This window comes from Ferrovibrio terrae (assembly GCF_943372915.1).
Taxonomy (GTDB): domain Bacteria; phylum Pseudomonadota; class Alphaproteobacteria; order Ferrovibrionales; family Ferrovibrionaceae; genus Ferrovibrio; species Ferrovibrio terrae_A.
Window position 1 is genome coordinate 26,639 of record NZ_CALSAN010000004.1, and the last position, 15,962, is coordinate 42,600.

Below are 15,962 nucleotides of genomic sequence, written 5' to 3' on the forward strand. Positions count from 1 at the left end.
CGGGAAGCGGCTCCCGGCTCAGGACAGCGGCTTCTCCAGCCGCAAAGCATCCGAGCCATCTTCGTAATACCGGTTGATCCGTTCCCTGATTCCATAGCCGCTTTTGTGGTAGAGCGCGAGCGCAGATTTGTTGCGGACGTTCACTTCGAGGCGTAGTGCCGTCGCGCTGCGCTTTCGGGCCGCTTTTTCACAGGCTCGCAGCAGTGCGGCGCCGAGGCCGCGCCCGCGTGCCTCCGGGGCCACGGCAATCGTATACAAGCGGGCGGCATTGCTATTGCTGCGAAAAAACAGGGCCGCGGCAGCCAGCAGTGAATCACCTCTGCCGTTGACCAACAGGATTGCCCGCGGATTGTGCAACGCTGCGGCATAGCTTCGCCGCGACATCCGGTCGCCATGAAAGCAACGGTTTTCCAGATCGACCAGCGCATCGAGGTCAGCCGGCCGGGCGACTCGGATGGCGGGGGCTGGCATCAGCCAAGTGGCAGGGCGATGACGCCACCGGCATGGCTGACCGTGCGGGTGGCTGCGTTAAACGTCATCAGATCCTCGCCGACCAGCACCGGGCCCGCATAATCGGCCCGTACCTCGGCCAGCAGGGCGGCATGGTCGAAAACCACAGGTACGAAATGATTGAGGATCAGGCAGCGGGCATGGGCCTGGGTGGCAACCTTACCAACCTCGGTGGACAGGGTGTGGTAGCTGGCGACATTGGTCAGCGTTTCCGGCGACCGGCCGGGCAGGGCCAGCATTTCGCGATGGATGAAGCATTCATGCACGATCGCGTCGGCGTCCTTGGCCACCTGGATCAGTTCCGGGCAGAAGGCGGTGTCGCCGCTGAAAGCGACCTTGTGCCGGTCATCGGTGAAGACATAGCCAAAGGCGGCCTTGACCGGCTGGTGTCGCACGGCCACGGCAATCACGCTCAGGTCGCCATCCCGGATGATGGTGCCCGGCTCGACCTCGGTGATATCCAGCTCCAGCGCCGTGGTGGACGGCCGCTTCTCATGGGCAATGCGCTGATCCAGTTCCGGCTTCCACAGGGCCATCAGGCCCTTCAGATACTGCCTGGTGCCGGGCGGGCCGTAGATGCGTTGCGGCCGGTCCCGGCTCTGATGCCAGCTGGAGATGATCAGCTGGAACAGGTCGATAATATGGTCGGAATGCAGGTGGGTCAGCAGCACGGCGTCGATCTGTTTGCCGGCGGTACCGGCGCCCAGCAGCCGCTGGGTCACGCCCGAACCGCAGTCGATCAGGAACTGCCGCTCACCCCAGCGCAGCAGGCTGGCCGGGCCGTAACGGTCGGTCGAGACCTGGGGGCAGCCGGTGCCGAGCAGAGTGATGCGCATGGTGCTCAGCGCAGCCGCAGGATCGGCACGGGTGCGCCGGCCGGCTGGGCCTGGGCGTGCGGCGGGCGCACGATCAGGCAGTCGGCATCGCTCAGGCGGCGCAGCATCGAACTGTCCTGGCGCCCGAAAGCGGTGGCGACCAGGCGCCCATCATCCTCCCGGACCAGCGTGGCGCGCAGATAGTCCTCACGCTTGTCATTCTCGCTCAGCGCTGCGCCGCTCACCGCCATCTCGAAGCGGATCTCCCAGTCGAGACCCAGCATGCCATTCAGTGCGGGCACGACGAAGTTGTGGCCGCAGACCAGGGCGGAAACCGGGTTGCCGGGCAGGCCCAGCAGCGGAATAGAGACGCCGTTGCCGAGATCGGCCCTGCCGAACATCAACGGCTTGCCCGGGCGCATGGCGATATTCCAGAAGTCGATGCCGGCGCCGCCGCCACCGAGGATTTTGTGGATCAGGTCATGCTCGCCGACGCTGGCGCCGCCCAGGGTGAGCAGCAGGTCGCAGCCGGCGGCGGCGGCGGCCTTGGCGCGCAGGTCGGCCTCAGTGTCGCGAGCGATCCCGAGGTCGATCGCAGTGCCGCCATTGGCTTCGATCAGAGCGGCCAAACCGATATTGTTGGAGCTGACAATCTGGTTCGGGCCAATCGGCTCGCCCGGGCGGGCCAGTTCGTCGCCGGTGGCAAGCACGGCGATGCGCGGTTTGCGCCGCACCTGCAGCCAGGGAATGTTCATGGCTGCCGCCAGCGCCACATCAGCCGGGCTGAGCCGGCGGCCGGCCGACAGCAGCACCTGGCCTTCGGTGAAATCAAGGCCGGCCTTGCGGATCCACTGGCCCGGCTTCGGTGCCTCGCGCACGGTCAGCACATCGCCGGCCAGATCGGCATCTTCCTGGATCACGATGGCATCCGCGCCATCGGGCAGGGGCGCGCCGGTGAAAATACGCACGCACTGGCCAGGGCCGACGGTGCCGTCGTGGCGACCACCGGCGGCGGCATGGCCGACCGGCTTGAGCCTGGCCGGGATGCTGCCGAGATCGGCCTGGCGACAGGCCCAGCCATCCATGGCGCTGACATCAAATGGCGGCTGGGTACGGCGGGCAGCGGTGTCTTCAGCCAGCACGCGGCCCGCAGCGGCGCTCACTGCCACGGTCTCCGCCGGCATCAGCGGCAGGGCGGTGACAATGCGGCGGCGGGCCTCGATGACAGGGATCATGATGCGTTGAAGTCGCCTGACTTGCCGCCCGATTTGTGCAGCAGCCGGATATCGGTGATCTGCATGCCGCGGTCCACCGCCTTGGTCATGTCGTAAATGGTGAGCGCCGCAACGCTGGCAGCCGTCAACGCTTCCATCTCGACACCGGTGCGGCCCTTCAGCTTGCAGGTCGCGACGATATCGATGGCATTGGCCGCTGTATCGGGGGTCAGGTCCACCGTCACCTGGCTGAGCGCCAGCGGGTGGCAGAGCGGAATGAGGTCGGAGGTCTTTTTTGCCGCCATGATGCCGGCGATGCGGGCGGTCGCCAGCACATCGCCCTTGGCGGCCTGACCCGACAGGATCAGATCAAGCGTCGCCTTCTGCATCAGCACCCGGGCGCCGGCCCGGGCGACACGCTCGGTCTCGGCCTTGTCCGAGACATCGACCATATGGGCTTCGCCGGCCGCATTGATGTGCGTGAGTTTGCTGCTGCTCATGCCGCCAGTTCCTTGCCGGTCAACAGCAGCCGCGTGGCCGACTCCACATCGGCCTGACGCATCAGGCTCTCGCCGACGAGGAAGCAGCGCGCACCGCACGTCGCCATACGATCGAGGTCAGCCTTGGTATAGAGTCCGGATTCCGATACCAGCATCTTGCCCGGCGGTACGCGCGCGGCCAGCATTTCTGTGGTCGCGATATCTACAGAGAGAGTTTTCAGATTGCGGTTGTTGATTCCCAGCAGCGGCGTTTTCAGCTTCACGGCGCGATCAAGTTCAGCGCCGTCATGCACTTCCACCAGCACATCAAGGCCATAGTCGATGGCGGCAGCTTCCAGTTCGGCAGCCTGGGCGTCGCTCAGGGAGGCCATGATCAGCAGGATGCAGTCGGCACCCAGCGCGCGTGCCTCGATCACCTGATAGGGATCGAGCATGAAATCCTTGCGGATGATCGGCAGGGCGGTGACGGCGCGTACCTGGCGCAGATAGTCGTCATGGCCCTGGAAATAGGGCTCGTCGGTCAGTACCGACAGGCAGCTGGCGCCACCGGCGGCATAGGCGCGGGCCAGGGCCGGCGGATCGAAATCGGCGCGGATCAGGCCCTTCGAGGGCGAAGCCTTCTTGATTTCGGCGATCAGGCCGTAGCGGCCATTTGCCACCGTGGCCTGCAGGGTACGGATGAAGCCGCGCGGTGCCGGTGTGCTGCGTGCCTGCTGCTCCAGCGTGGCGGTGGGCACGGCCGCCTTGCAGCGCGCGATATGCGCGCGCTTATCGGCATTGATCTTGGTGAGAACGTCGCTCATGACGCCTTCTTCTTGACGGGCTTTTCCTCAACCGGCACCGGGGGCGGCGGTTCGTGGGTGATTTCGATCAGGCGGGAAAGCGCGGCGCTGGCCTTGCCATTGTCGATTGCCTGTGCGGCCATACTCGCGCCATCGCGCAGGTCTTTCACCTTGCCCGCGATCAGCAGCGCGGCGGCGGTGTTGAACAGCACGATGTCGCGGAAGGCGCCCGGAGCACCGTTCAGCACGCCACGCAAGGCCACCGCATTGGCGGTCGGTTCGTCGCCCTTCAGATCCTCCAGCCGTGCTTTCGGCAGGCCGGCCTGTTCGGGCGTAATCTCGAAATGGCGCAACTTGCCGCCATCCATCTCGGAAACATAGGTCGGGCCCGTGGTGGTGATCTCGTCGAGACCATCGGAGCCATGCACGACCCAGACCTTCTCGGCGCCCAGCTTGCCCATCACTTCGGCCAGCGGCTGTACCCACTGACGGTCGAACACGCCGATCAGCTGGCGCTTCACCAGTGCCGGGTTGCTGAGGGGGCCTAGCAGGTTGAAGATCGTGCGGGTGCCGAGTTCGACACGGGTGGGGCCGACATGGCGCATGGCGCCATGATGCCGTGGCGCCATCAGGAAACCGACACCGGCTTCGACAATCGCTTTTTCAATCAGGCGGAAATCGCAATCGATATTGACGCCGAGCGCGGTCAGCACATCGGCAGCGCCGGTCTTGGACGAGACGGCGCGGTTGCCATGCTTGGCGACCGGCACGCCGCAGCCGGCCAGCACGAAGGCCGAGCAGGTCGAGACATTCCAGGTGCCCTTCACGTCGCCGCCGGTGCCGACGATGTCGATGGCGTCCGCCGGCGCCTTCACGCCGTTGACCTTGGCGCGCATGGTCATGGCTCCGCCGGTAATCTCGTCGACGGTTTCGCCGCGCACCCGCAGCGCCATCAGGAAGGCGCCCATCTGCGACGGGGTGGCATTGCCCGACATCATGACGTCGAAAGCGGTACAGGCATCATCGATGCCCAGCCGTGCACCGCTGGCGACCAGCCCCAGCAGTCGCTTGAATTCCGTTACATCCGCACTCATGCCGCCTGTCCGCGCCCCGAAATATCACCCACCGGAAGGCCGCAATAGCGCACAAAATTCGCCAGCATCGCAAGCCCGTGTTCTGAGGCGATGCTTTCGGGGTGGAACTGCACGCCATGGATCGGCAGGTCGCGGTGGGCCAGGCCCATGATGACGCCATCCTCGGAGCGGGCGGTGACGGTCAGGCTGTTGGGCAGGGTGGCCGGATCGACCGCCAACGAATGATAGCGGGTGGCCAGGAAGTCCTGCGGCAGGCCGGCAAAGATGCTCTCGCCGGTATGATGCATGCGGCTGAGTTTGCCATGCAGGGGCTGGGGCGCGCGCACCACCTTGCCGCCAAAGGCCTGGCCGATGGCCTGATGGCCCAGGCAGACACCGAACAGCGGCAGCCGGGTTTCGGCGGCCTTGTCGATCATGGCGAGGCAGATGCCGGCCCGGTCTGGGTCGCAGGGGCCGGGCGACAGCACCACCCCGGCGGGCTTCAGGGCCAGGATGGCCTCTGGTGTGGTCTCGTCATTGCGAAACACCCGCACCGGAGCGCCGACCTGGCCGAAATAGTGAACCAGGTTCCAGGTGAAACTGTCGTAATTGTCGATCAGGACCAGCATGGGCGCGTTTTCCTCGAGTGGCGCAGCCTAGCATACCCGGCGGCGCCAATGCCACGGCCCGACACCCGTGTTACTAGTATCCCAAGTTCCAGTTTCTTTTGTAGAATCAATGGTATTGCGGGTAACGGAAAAACCCAGAACAATCGCCTCTGAGCAGAATCGAGAGGGGAAGTGCAATGTCCGGTACGCCGGTGACGACCAAGCGGCAGGGGGGAATTCGGCAACGACTTTACCTTGCAGTAGGAGCAATTGCCTCATTTGCCCTGATCTCGGCTGCCACAGGCTGGTTTTCGCTGTCCCGTCTGGACAATGCGATCACCACGGTCACCGACGAGGGGGTGTCCTCGGTTGTTGCGGCACTCGCCCTGGCCGAACGGGTCGCCGACCTGGCTGGCGCGGCCCCCGACCTGGTCTCTGCCACCAACGAGGCGGAGGTCAAGGTCACCGCCGCCGGCATCAAGGAACGCGAAGCCGATATCCGCAATGTGCTGGATCTGGTCGCCGCCCGGGTGACCGGTGAGAAGCTGGATGCCATCAAGAAGGAAACCGACGGCCTGCTGGCGAATATCAATCGGTTGCAGCAGCTGGTATCGGCCCGCATCCAGACCAGCGAGCAGCGCTTCCAGGAAACCCAGGCCCTCTCCAAGGCGCATGAAACCTTCCTGCAGTTCGCCAACCCGCTGATCGACGATGCCGTGGTCGATCTCAATGGCAGCATGACCAGTGTGACGCGCAGCGGGGACCTTGCCCGCATCGAGCGCTCGCTGACCCGCATGGCCAACAACGATCTTGCCCTGGTGCAGTCGACAGCGACGCTGATTGGCGAGGTCAACAATGCGGTGGGGCAGCTTGCCGTGGGCGCGCAGGCGGCCAGCCGCGCCGAGCTGGCAGCCATCACCAAGCGGTTTGAAACCACATCCGAGCGTGTGACCAAGGCGCTTGTCATTGTTGAAAAGATCAACCCGCATCCTGAATTGATCAAAGCCACCAAGGCTGTGTTGGCTTATGGCGACACTGGCACCGGCGTGTTGAGTTTCCGCGAACAGGAAATTGATTCGCTGGAATATTCGCTCTCCACGCTGAAGACCAGCCGTGATGCGGCCAAGCGTCTGGGCGCGTTGTCGCAGGGCGTTGTCGAGGATGCCAATATCGGCGTTGCCGATGCCACCAAGCAGGCCAAGAATGTCAGCATGGTCGGTATGTCGACTCTGGCCATTGTCGCCATTGCCAGCCTTGCCGCAGCTTTCCTGGTCGGCTGGCTGTATATCGGCCGACGCATCGCCGACCCGCTGGCCACGATGACAACTGCCATGCAGCGTCTTGCCAATCGCGAATGGGCGACGGAAGTGCCTGAGCGTGAGCGCGGCGACGAAATCGGCGCCATGGCGCGCGCCGTGCAGGTGTTCAAGGAAAACGGCCTGGAAAACGAACAGCTGCAGATCGAAGTGGAGCGCAACCGCCAGAGTGCTGAAGAGCAGCGCAAGGCGCAGGAACAACTGCTTGATCGTGCCGTGGGCGAGGCCGTCAGCGCTGCAGCCGGCGGTGACCTCTCTGTCCGGATCGATACCAGCCGGCTGGATGGCATGACCGCGCGCCTTGGCGAGCGCATGAACAGCCTGATCGGTACGGTGGATGCGGTCTTCGTCAGTCTGGGCGATGCCCTGGGCGCGATGGCGCGCGGTGATTTCACGCATCGCATTGACGCCAGCTACGAGGGTGTGTTCGACCGCTTGAAGCAGGATGCCAACCGTAGCGCGCAGCAGCTGTCGGAGACCGTGGGCAAGGTCACGGCTGCGGCATCGACGGTCCGCGATGCGGCTGCGGAGATTTCGACCGGCAGCAACGATCTTGCCGGTCGGACCGAGCAGCAGGCTGCGAGCCTGGAGCAGACGGCGGCTTCGATGCACCAGATCACCGCGACGGTGAAGCAGAATGCCGACAATGCCGAAGCCGCCAATAAGCTGGCGGTGACGGCACGCGATACGGCACAGAAGGGCGGCCAGGTGGTGGCCGATGCGGTCACTGCCGTGACCCAGATCGAGGGCAGCGCGCAGAAGATCTCCGACATCGTCGGGCTGATCGACGAGATCGCCTTCCAGACCAACCTGCTGGCGCTGAATGCGAGCGTGGAAGCGGCGCGTGCGGGTGAAGCCGGCAAGGGCTTCGCCGTGGTGGCCCAGGAAGTGCGTGCGCTGGCACAGCGTTCGGCCGATGCGTCGAAGGAAATCAAGACGCTGATCCAGGCCTCCAACAGCCAGGTGAAAACCGGTGCGGCGCTGGTCAACCAGGCCGGCAGTTCACTGAACGAGATCGTTTCGGCGGTGAAAAAGGTGGCCGATATCATCGGCGAGATTTCCTCCGCCAGCCGCGAGCAGGCGGTCGGTCTGGAAGAGGTCAATACCGCGGTCGCCAATATGGACGAGATGACCCAGCGCAACGGCGCCCTGGTCGAACAGACCACGGCTTCGGCCCAGGCGATGGCCCGTCAAGCCCAGGATTTGGCCGATTTGGTGGGACAATTCCGGGTTTAAGGGTGTCAATTTAGCAGTTGAACCCGGCGGCTGGCGCGTTATACCCATCTCCGTCTTTAGGCTCATCTTTTCCAGGAGGTCGACATGGCCACGGATGCCATTCGGGTCGCGATTTTGGGTGCCAGCGGGTATACCGGTGCGGAACTGCTCCGCCTGGTCCTGCGCCATCCGCGCGTCCGGGTGGTCGCCCTGACCGCCGATCGGAAGGCCGGCGAGGGGATCGAGACGGTTTTCCCGCAGTTTCTCGGCCTTGGCCTGCCCAAGCTGGTGACCATCAAGGAAGTGGACTGGAGCGGTGTGGACGCCGTCTTCTGCGCCCTGCCGCATGGCACGACCCAGGAGGTGATTGCCGGCCTGCCGGACCACCTCAAGATCGTTGACCTGTCGGCGGATTTCCGGCTGCGCAACCTGGACGAATACGCCAAGTGGTACGGCCATGAGCACCGGGCCCCGAAACTGCAGGACGAGGCGGTTTACGGCCTGACCGAGATGTATCGTGGTCAGGTGGCCAAGGCGCGGCTGGTGGCCAATCCGGGCTGCTATCCCACCTCGGCGCAGCTGCCGCTGATGCCGTTGCTGGAAGCCGGCCAGATCGATGCCGATGATATCGTGATCGATGCCAAATCCGGCGTATCCGGCGCCGGCCGGGCGCTCAAGGAAGGCTCGCTGTATTGCGAGGCGGCCGAGGGCACGCATGCCTACGGGATCGGTTCGCACCGGCATGGCCCGGAGATCGAGCAGATCCTGTCGGATTCGGCCGGCCGGCCCATCGTGGTCAACTTCACCCCGCATCTGATGCCGATGAACCGGGGCATGCTGTCCAGCATCTACGTGAAGATGAAGCCGGGCGTCAGCGCCGATGACCTGCGGGCTACTCTGGTGCAGCGCTATGCCGAAGAGCCCTTCGTGCAGGTGGTGCCGCAGGGGGTGTCGCCGCAGACCCGCCATGTGCGTGGCACCAATGCCTGCCATATCGGCGTGTTTGCCGACCGGGTGAAGGGCCGCGCCATGCTGTTCTCGGTGATCGACAATCTGATGAAGGGCGCGAGCGGCCAGGCCGTGCAGAACTTCAATGTGATGTACGGTCTGCCGGAGACAATGGGTCTGGAACAGATCGCCCTGTTCCCGTGAGTTTGATCCTGCCGTTCAGTGACAAGCATCCGGCCATCGCGCCGGATGCCTTTGTCGCCCCGAACGCGACGGTGATCGGCGATACCGAGATCGGCGCCCGCAGTTCGATCTGGTTCGGCGTCACCATCCGTGGTGACGTCAACAGCATTCGCATTGGCAGCGATACCAATATCCAGGATGGCAGCGTGGTACATGTCACGCGGGCCAAATTCGCCACGCTGATCGGCTCTGGCGTTACCATCGGCCATCTGGCCCTGGTGCATGGTTGCACGCTGCAGGACAACTGCTTTGTCGGCATGCAGGCCACGGTAATGGACGGCTGCGTGATCGAGAGCCAGGGCATGCTTGCTGCCGGCGCATTGCTGACGCCAGGCAAGACCATTGCCAGTGGTGAACTCTGGGCCGGCCGGCCAGCCAGGCTGATGCGCCGGCTGGATGAGGCTGAATTGCGGAATATCACAGAAACTGCAGCGCATTATGCCCGTCTGGGCGGTACTTACCGGGCGCAGCTCGCAACCATCCGTTAACACTTTCTTGAATTCCGCCCGTTAACAATCCATCCTTATCAAAAATCCGGCCCGCCGGCCGGCCCGCGGATGGAAACATGACGACCGGCGATACCCATACCTCCTGGCCAGATGATCTGTACGATCAGATCAAAGCGCATGGCGAATTCCTGTCCGGGCGCCTGGGTAAACTGACCCGTGGCAAGCAGCTCACGCTGGTGGGCGCCGATCTCACCGGTATCAAACTGGTTGGCATGAACCTGCAGCGCACGGTGTTCCGTGGCTGCCGCTTCTATTGCGCCGATCTGCGCAATTCCGATTTCAGTCAGGCGGTACTCACCGGCTGCGATTTTTCCGGCGCCGATCTCACCAATGCACGTTTTGTCTGGGCCAACCTGCGTGGCGCCGATCTGTCGCGTGCGATCCTCAAGGGCACTCGCTTCGAAAATGCCGACATGCGGCCAATGACTGATCCGCCCGTGCCGCCGCATGGCAAGGGCGGTGTGGTCTCGCTGAGTGACACCACGTTGCACAACACCAATCTGACTCAGGCCAAGCTGCTGGGTGCTTCATTTGTCGGGGCGATCCTGGACGGCTGCATCCTCGAGGGTGCGGATTTGGAAGGTGCGGATTTTTCCTATTCGACCCTCAGCAACGTGCAGTTCAAGAATACCAAGCTGCACAATGCGAATTTCAATCTGGCCGATTTTCCGCCTGAACTGCTGCCGCAACTGCAGGGCAGCGGCGCGCGGATACCCAAGGAAGTGCCGCCGGAAGTGCTGGAGCAGGTGGTGCAGGACCACCAGACCTGGATCGATACCGACGGCCACAAGGGTCGTCGCGCCATCATGTCAGGCTGGTATCTGTCGCGCGCCCATCTGGTGCAGGCCAACCTGAACGGTGCTGATCTTCGTCAGGCCAATCTGTCGAATGCCAATCTGCATGGTGCCAAGCTGATCTGCTCTGACATGCGCGATTGCAATCTGATGTACGCGAATCTCACCGATGCCGATTTGCGTGGTGCGTTGATCGAAGGGTCACGCGGGTTGCCCGTCGTTCTCAACGACAAGAAAAACTAGACAGCACTATATCCGGGAAATTCTCAGCGCCGGCGTGATGTGGCCGAACTGCCGCCGGCGCTTGCCGGCTTGCTCAGGCTTTTCAGGGCGCGAATGATGCGCCGCCAGACCAGCATGCCGACGAAGTTGTTGCCCACCGTCATTTCGGCCAGCTGGCGGTTGGCATGGGCTTCGGCACCCCGGGCGCCGTAATCGGCGATCAGGTCGCGGGCCGTGCGCCAGATTTCTGCATCAGAACTCATGCCAGGCAGGGTGCGGGTAAAAGGTTATCGAAGTGTAGGCGAAATTGGTTAATTTCGCAGGATTATACGGGATCGCGCACCTTGCTGATGGCAATGCCGAGGTTGTCCAGTAGGTCTTTCTGCAGCTTTTCGCTATTGCCATGAATACCCTGGGCCAGAACCACATACATGGCATCGACATGGATGCTGATGACCTCGAGCTGCGCTTCGTTGGGTAGCGCCAGATCGGTGATGAAGTCCTTCAGCGACTTGGCTAGGTGGCTGAGCAGGGGATAGCCGAACGTGCCACCCATGCCTTTGATGTCGAATGCCAGTTCGGCGATCGTGGTCAGGATGAAAATGCGCGACAAAGAATCGTCTTCTGCCGCCTTCACCTGCATCCGCATTTCGCGCAGTTTTTCGAGCACGTCCTTCGAGAAGGCATCGGCGGATTCGCCGATCACCTGCTCGATGCGGCCACGCACCTCGTCGGTCAGGGTCAATTCAAGACCGGTGTGATGGTTCACCGCGCGCTGTCGCAATGCCTGCGATGCTTTGATGAACTTCGGCTTGTCGTCGGCCTTTGCCATCCCGTGCCATTCCCCCGATCCGCAGGCCGTATAGCCTTGGTCTGAATGCCCGTGATGCGGGCAATCGCGGTTATATCGGGCAGGCCGCGACCTGTACACCGTCAGGGTGGTGACGGTGTACAGGCTGACATGCCGGTCAGGCGCCGATCAGGCCGCCGTCGCGCTTGGTGATGACGACCACGGAAGGCCGGGGTGGCATGCCGGGTTGGAAATCGGGCCAGCGGGTGGCGGGATCCTCGAATGTCGAGCCCTTGCCGCTGCTGGTGAATTTCTCGCCGCCATCCGTCGCCGGATGCTGCACGGCCACGAACAGAGTTCTGCCATCCGGGGTGAAGCAGGGGCCACACATTTCGGCGCCAACCGGAACACGGAAGAACATCTTGCCCAGGCCGCGATTGGGCCCTTCGGTTTCCAGCGCCCAGACGCCATCGGCGGTGCCACTGGCCTTCTCCCAGGCCTCACCCTGGTCCGTGGTGATCCAAAGCCGCCCTTGCGGATCGACCGCGGCATTGTCCGGGCAGGAGAACCAGCCGTTCTTGCTGGTCTGCGGATGGAATTTTGCGCCGGTCTTGGGATCGGCCGGGTTGCCGCCCTGCACCAGCAGCGACCAGCCGGCCTTCGGCGCGGCATGATCGCCGCCCGGCGGTGTCATCTCCAGTACCTGGCCCCATTCATTGGCGGCACGGGTATTGGTGGCATCGAGCTGGTCGGCCTTGCGCCGGCTGTTGTTGGTCAGCATGACATAGACCTTGCCGGTGAGCGGATTGATCTCGATGTCTTCCGGACGATCCATCTTGGTGGCACCGAGCAGGTCAGCCGCGCGGCGGGTTTCGATCAGCACATCGGCCTGGCTGCCAAAGCCGTTGGCAGCAGTCAGCGGACCCTGTCCGAACACCAGTGGCAGCCAGTCCACCGAACCATCGGCATTGTACTTCGCCACCGACAGGATGCCCTCGTCGAGCAGGCCCAGATTGGCGCGGCGATCATTGGCGTTGTAGCGCCGTGCCGAGACGAACCGGTAGACATATTCAAAGCGTTCGTCGTCGCCGGAATACAGCACCACCCGGCCATCGCTGTTGACGATCACGGCAGCGCCTTCGTGTTTGCAGCGGCCCAGCGCGGTGCGCTTCTTCGGCACGAATTGCGGATCGTAGGGATCGACTTCCACCATCCAGCCGAAGCGGTTCGGCTCGTTCGGTTCCTTGGTCACATCGAACCGCTCGAAATACTGGCCCCAATTGTACCAGTTGCCGGGCACCTCGTAGCGTTTGTGATTGCGCTCCTCGGGATGGCCGGCCTCGATCTTGCCCCAGAAGTAGCCGTGGAAATTTTCCTCAGCCGTAAGCACCGTACCCCAGGGCGTTACGCCACCGGCGCAATTGTTCAGCATGCCAGCCACGCGCACACCGCTCGGATCGGCCTTTGTCTTCATCCGGGCGTGGCCGGCGGCGGGGCCGGTCAGCTCCATCATGGTGGTGCCGCCATCGATGCGACGCGCATAGCGGCTGCCGGCGACAACCGCCCATTTTCCGGCTTCGCTGCGTTCGATCTCGACGATGCTGGCGCCGTGCGCGGCCATCTCGATCTCGACCAGATTGCGGGTCATGTCCTTGAACAGCTTGTCCTTGGCTTCCTGCCGGCCGATGCCGGGGAACATGACCTCCTCGTTGGTGTATTCATGGTTGATGAACAGCAGGCCGCGGGTGGAGCTGGTACTGCCCAGCGGCAGCGGCAGGTAACCGATGAAGTCGTTGTTATAGCCGAACTGCTTTAACTGGGCCGCGGCGGTCTGGCGTTGCGGATCGAAAGCCGGGGCATCGGGCGCGACCGCATCGCCCCAGCGGATCAGAACGTCTGCATCATAGCCGGGCGCGACATGATGGGTGCGGTCGACACCGTGGCTGATCTCGGTGAAGGTGAAGCGGGACGCGGTTGTCTGGGCCTGCGCCGGCTCACCCACCATGGTGCCAAGGCCGGCAGTGCCAAATCCCGCGATGGCGGTACCGGCGAGCAGCCCCTTCAGCACATCGCGGCGGTGATATCTATGGTTAATGACGTCGGCGATTGTATCATTCCCGCTGGGGTTGATCCCGATATCCTGCGATTGTTCATAGGCTTCGCTGCGGCTGAGGCCGGTGGGGGCGTGCTGGGGCATGGTGTAACTCCTGAGAATCGGACCTGAGCAAATCCGTCAGATGGTTAGCCTGCCCGTGTGACGGGACGATGAATGCGGATCATGTCCAACCTGACGTTTCGGCAGGGCATGAATTTTCGACTAAAGTAGAGGTGGATAAAGGGCCTAGAATACAGCGACATCCTGCACAACCGGGTAGGCATTACGCTACACTTACCCGAACAGGGAAAAAGCGAACGGCCCGGATAACAGGGCGCGTCGCGGGTTCGGGATGAAAATTCCGGAGGCGGGGAGGAGTGATGCGAGTGTTTTCCAATCTGCCAGCGGGTCTGCGAGTTGGCCTGGCAATCATGTGTTTGGCTATTGCGGCATCTGGTTGGATCTGGATGGCCAGCCGTGCCGGTGGCGATCCAACCGTGGCGATTGTCGCGGGCCTTGCTGTCCTGCTTCTGGGCGGCGTGATGATCGGGTCGCTGGCCGGGGGGAGTGGCTCAGTGATTGAACTGCTGCGCGGTTGGCCGGGATCCGCCGTGCGGATTGGTGATGCGCCGGGCAATCTGCGCGAACCGCTGCAGGACCTGTCGCGCCGCTGGAACGATGAAACATCGCGCCGGGAGGCACTGGAACGGCGGCTGGCCGATTGCGAAACCGAGCTTGCGGATTTGCGGCGGGCCGATAGTGCCGTGATCGGAGAGATCGCAGCGCTTTGCGGCGATATCGACAAGGGTATTCTCAATCGCCGGGTTTCAGCGCATGAGGGTGAAGCGGAGTCGCATCATCTGGCCGAGCGCTTCAATCATATGGCCGAAACCCTGGATGGCGTTGTCAGCGATCTGAAGCAGCTGTTCAGCCGCATGGCCGAAGGTGATCTTTCGACCGGCATGGACAACAGCTATGGCGGCGATTTCGCGGTGATCCGCGAGGGTACCGTGCAGGCTGCCGAACGCCTTGGCGGCGTTATCGGCACCATTGTGCAGGCGGCGAATTCGATTTCCAGCGCGTCGGTGCAGCTCAACCGGGAGGCCAAGGGGCTGGCAGAGAGCGCCGAAGCGCAGTCTGACAGCCTGGACCGCACGGCCGGCGACGCTGCGGCCCTCAGCGAAGCGGCGCGTGCCAACGAGGCCGCGGCCAAACGCGCCAGCCAGCGTGCCGAGCAGGCCCGCGCTGCCGCGCAGAATGGCGTGCAGGTGGTGCGTCGTTCGGTAGAGGCCATGAACGAGATGGCGGAAATGTCGCATCGCATTTCCGAGATCACATCGCTGATCAACGAGATCGCGTTCCAGACCAATCTGCTGGCACTGAATGCTTCGGTCGAAGCGGCGCGTGCGGGTGAGGCCGGCAAGGGCTTTGCCGTGGTGGCGCAGGAAGTGCGTGCACTGGCGCAGCGCTCCGCCAATGCCTCGAAGGATATCGGCGCCATCATCAAGCAGTCCGATGACAAGGTGAAAACCGGCGTTGCACTCGTGAGCGATACCGGGAAAGTGCTGAACGGAATCGTCGAGGCGATTGATTCGATGGGCCAGCAACTCGACGAGATCGAGCAGGCCAGTACCGATCAGTCCGGCCGGGTCAATGCCGTTACGGGCTCTATCACCGAAATCAACGCGGCGACGCGCGGCTATCTGGCCGTGGTGCAGCGTACCGGCAAGGCCATTCAGGATATCGACCAGCAGGTCGCCAATCTGGCCACCCAGATCGCCTTTGTCACCACCACCGTGGACCGTCCGCTGTTGCTGACGGCACAGGCTGGCGCGGCACGGATCAGCGAGGCCTTCGAGGACGCGGTGCGGCGTGGTGAGATCGGCATGGACGATCTGTTCGATGAGAACTATGCGCCGATCAAGGGCACCAATCCGCAGCAATACATGACCCGCTTTGTGAAGTTCACCGATGCGGTGCTGCCATCGATCCAAGAGTCGCTGTTAAACTCCAATGCCGATATCACCTTCTGTGTCGCCATTGACCGCAATGGCTTTATCCCGACGCATAACCAGAAATACTGCCAGCCGCAGGGCAATGACCCGGTGTGGAATACGGCCAATTCGCGCAACCGCCGCCTGTTCAACGATCCGGTCGGCCTCGCCTGCGGCCGTAACGTCAAATCCTATTTGCTGCAGTGCTATCGTCGCGATATGGGCGGCGGTGTCTTTGTGCTGATGAAGGATATGTCGGCGCCAATCGTGGTGCAGGGACGCCACTGGGGCGGCTTCCGTATCGGCTACAAGACCAACTGAACAAAAAGAAAGG

Annotated in this window: 15 protein-coding genes; 5 read left to right on the plus strand and 10 right to left on the minus strand. The window is 63.2% G+C overall.

The features are described 5' to 3' along the window. Positions 1-18: 18 nt before the first annotated feature. The 7 genes from AAG821_RS03935 to AAG821_RS03965 are packed head-to-tail and all read right to left on the minus strand — an operon-like array spanning position 19 to position 5,523. Entirely contained in the window at positions 19-471 is a 453-nt protein-coding gene (locus AAG821_RS03935; protein ID WP_341915293.1) for an N-acetyltransferase, read from the minus strand. Continuing rightward, positions 471-1,346 carry an MBL fold metallo-hydrolase gene (locus AAG821_RS03940; RefSeq protein WP_341915294.1) on the minus strand — a complete coding sequence of 292 codons (876 nt, stop codon included), beginning with the start codon at positions 1,344-1,346 and terminating at the stop codon, positions 471-473. Before AAG821_RS03940 ends, AAG821_RS03935 begins: the two co-directional genes overlap by 1 nt. A gap of 5 nt (positions 1,347-1,351) precedes the next feature. Further along, entirely contained in the window at positions 1,352-2,560 is a 1,209-nt protein-coding gene (gene glp, locus AAG821_RS03945) for a gephyrin-like molybdotransferase Glp (RefSeq protein WP_341915296.1), read from the minus strand. After that, entirely contained in the window at positions 2,557-3,039 is a 483-nt protein-coding gene (gene moaC, locus AAG821_RS03950) for a cyclic pyranopterin monophosphate synthase MoaC (RefSeq protein ID WP_341915297.1), read from the minus strand. The genes glp and moaC overlap by 4 nt, the downstream gene beginning before the upstream one ends. Next, a complete protein-coding gene (gene trpC, locus AAG821_RS03955; protein ID WP_341915299.1) occupies positions 3,036-3,842 on the minus strand; it encodes an indole-3-glycerol phosphate synthase TrpC in 807 nt (268 codons plus the stop codon). The genes moaC and trpC overlap by 4 nt, the downstream gene beginning before the upstream one ends. Beyond that, positions 3,839-4,915, minus strand: a complete 1,077-nt coding sequence (trpD, locus tag AAG821_RS03960; RefSeq protein ID WP_341915300.1) for an anthranilate phosphoribosyltransferase — start codon at positions 4,913-4,915, stop codon at positions 3,839-3,841. Before trpD ends, trpC begins: the two co-directional genes overlap by 4 nt. Further along, a complete protein-coding gene (locus AAG821_RS03965) occupies positions 4,912-5,523 on the minus strand; it encodes an aminodeoxychorismate/anthranilate synthase component II (protein WP_341915302.1) in 612 nt (203 codons plus the stop codon). The genes trpD and AAG821_RS03965 overlap by 4 nt, the downstream gene beginning before the upstream one ends. A gap of 176 nt (positions 5,524-5,699) precedes the next feature. Here AAG821_RS03965 and AAG821_RS03970 point away from each other — a divergent pair, with 176 nt between their 5' ends. From AAG821_RS03970 to AAG821_RS03985, 4 genes are all read left to right on the plus strand, one after another. Beyond that, positions 5,700-8,054: a methyl-accepting chemotaxis protein gene (locus AAG821_RS03970; protein ID WP_341915303.1), complete on the plus strand. Its 2,355-nt coding sequence runs from the start codon at positions 5,700-5,702 to the stop codon at positions 8,052-8,054. Between the two features lie 84 nt (positions 8,055-8,138). Beyond that, a complete protein-coding gene (argC, locus tag AAG821_RS03975) occupies positions 8,139-9,185 on the plus strand; it encodes an N-acetyl-gamma-glutamyl-phosphate reductase (RefSeq protein WP_341915304.1) in 1,047 nt (348 codons plus the stop codon). After that, entirely contained in the window at positions 9,182-9,712 is a 531-nt protein-coding gene (locus AAG821_RS03980) for a gamma carbonic anhydrase family protein (RefSeq protein WP_341915306.1), read from the plus strand. Before argC ends, AAG821_RS03980 begins: the two co-directional genes overlap by 4 nt. A gap of 77 nt (positions 9,713-9,789) precedes the next feature. Further along, positions 9,790-10,770 carry a pentapeptide repeat-containing protein gene (locus tag AAG821_RS03985; protein ID WP_341915307.1) on the plus strand — a complete coding sequence of 327 codons (981 nt, stop codon included), beginning with the start codon at positions 9,790-9,792 and terminating at the stop codon, positions 10,768-10,770. 23 nt (positions 10,771-10,793) lie between these two features. Here AAG821_RS03985 and AAG821_RS03990 read toward each other — a convergent pair whose 3' ends face one another. The 3 genes from AAG821_RS03990 to AAG821_RS04000 all read right to left on the minus strand — a co-directional run bounded on the left by AAG821_RS03990 (position 10,794) and on the right by AAG821_RS04000 (position 13,736). Beyond that, positions 10,794-11,012: a hypothetical protein gene (locus AAG821_RS03990; protein WP_341915308.1), complete on the minus strand. Its 219-nt coding sequence runs from the start codon at positions 11,010-11,012 to the stop codon at positions 10,794-10,796. 62 nt (positions 11,013-11,074) lie between these two features. Further along, positions 11,075-11,581, minus strand: coding sequence for a hypothetical protein (locus AAG821_RS03995; protein WP_341915310.1), 507 nt, complete (start codon positions 11,579-11,581; stop codon positions 11,075-11,077). Between the two features lie 136 nt (positions 11,582-11,717). Beyond that, positions 11,718-13,736, minus strand: coding sequence for a PhoX family phosphatase (locus tag AAG821_RS04000; protein WP_341916215.1), 2,019 nt, complete (start codon positions 13,734-13,736; stop codon positions 11,718-11,720). 365 nt (positions 13,737-14,101) lie between these two features. Between AAG821_RS04000 and AAG821_RS04005 the strand changes: the two genes are divergently transcribed. After that, positions 14,102-15,949 (plus strand): methyl-accepting chemotaxis protein, encoded by a 1,848-nt coding sequence (locus tag AAG821_RS04005; RefSeq protein WP_341915911.1) that lies wholly within the window; start codon positions 14,102-14,104, stop codon positions 15,947-15,949. Positions 15,950-15,962: the final 13 nt, after the last annotated feature.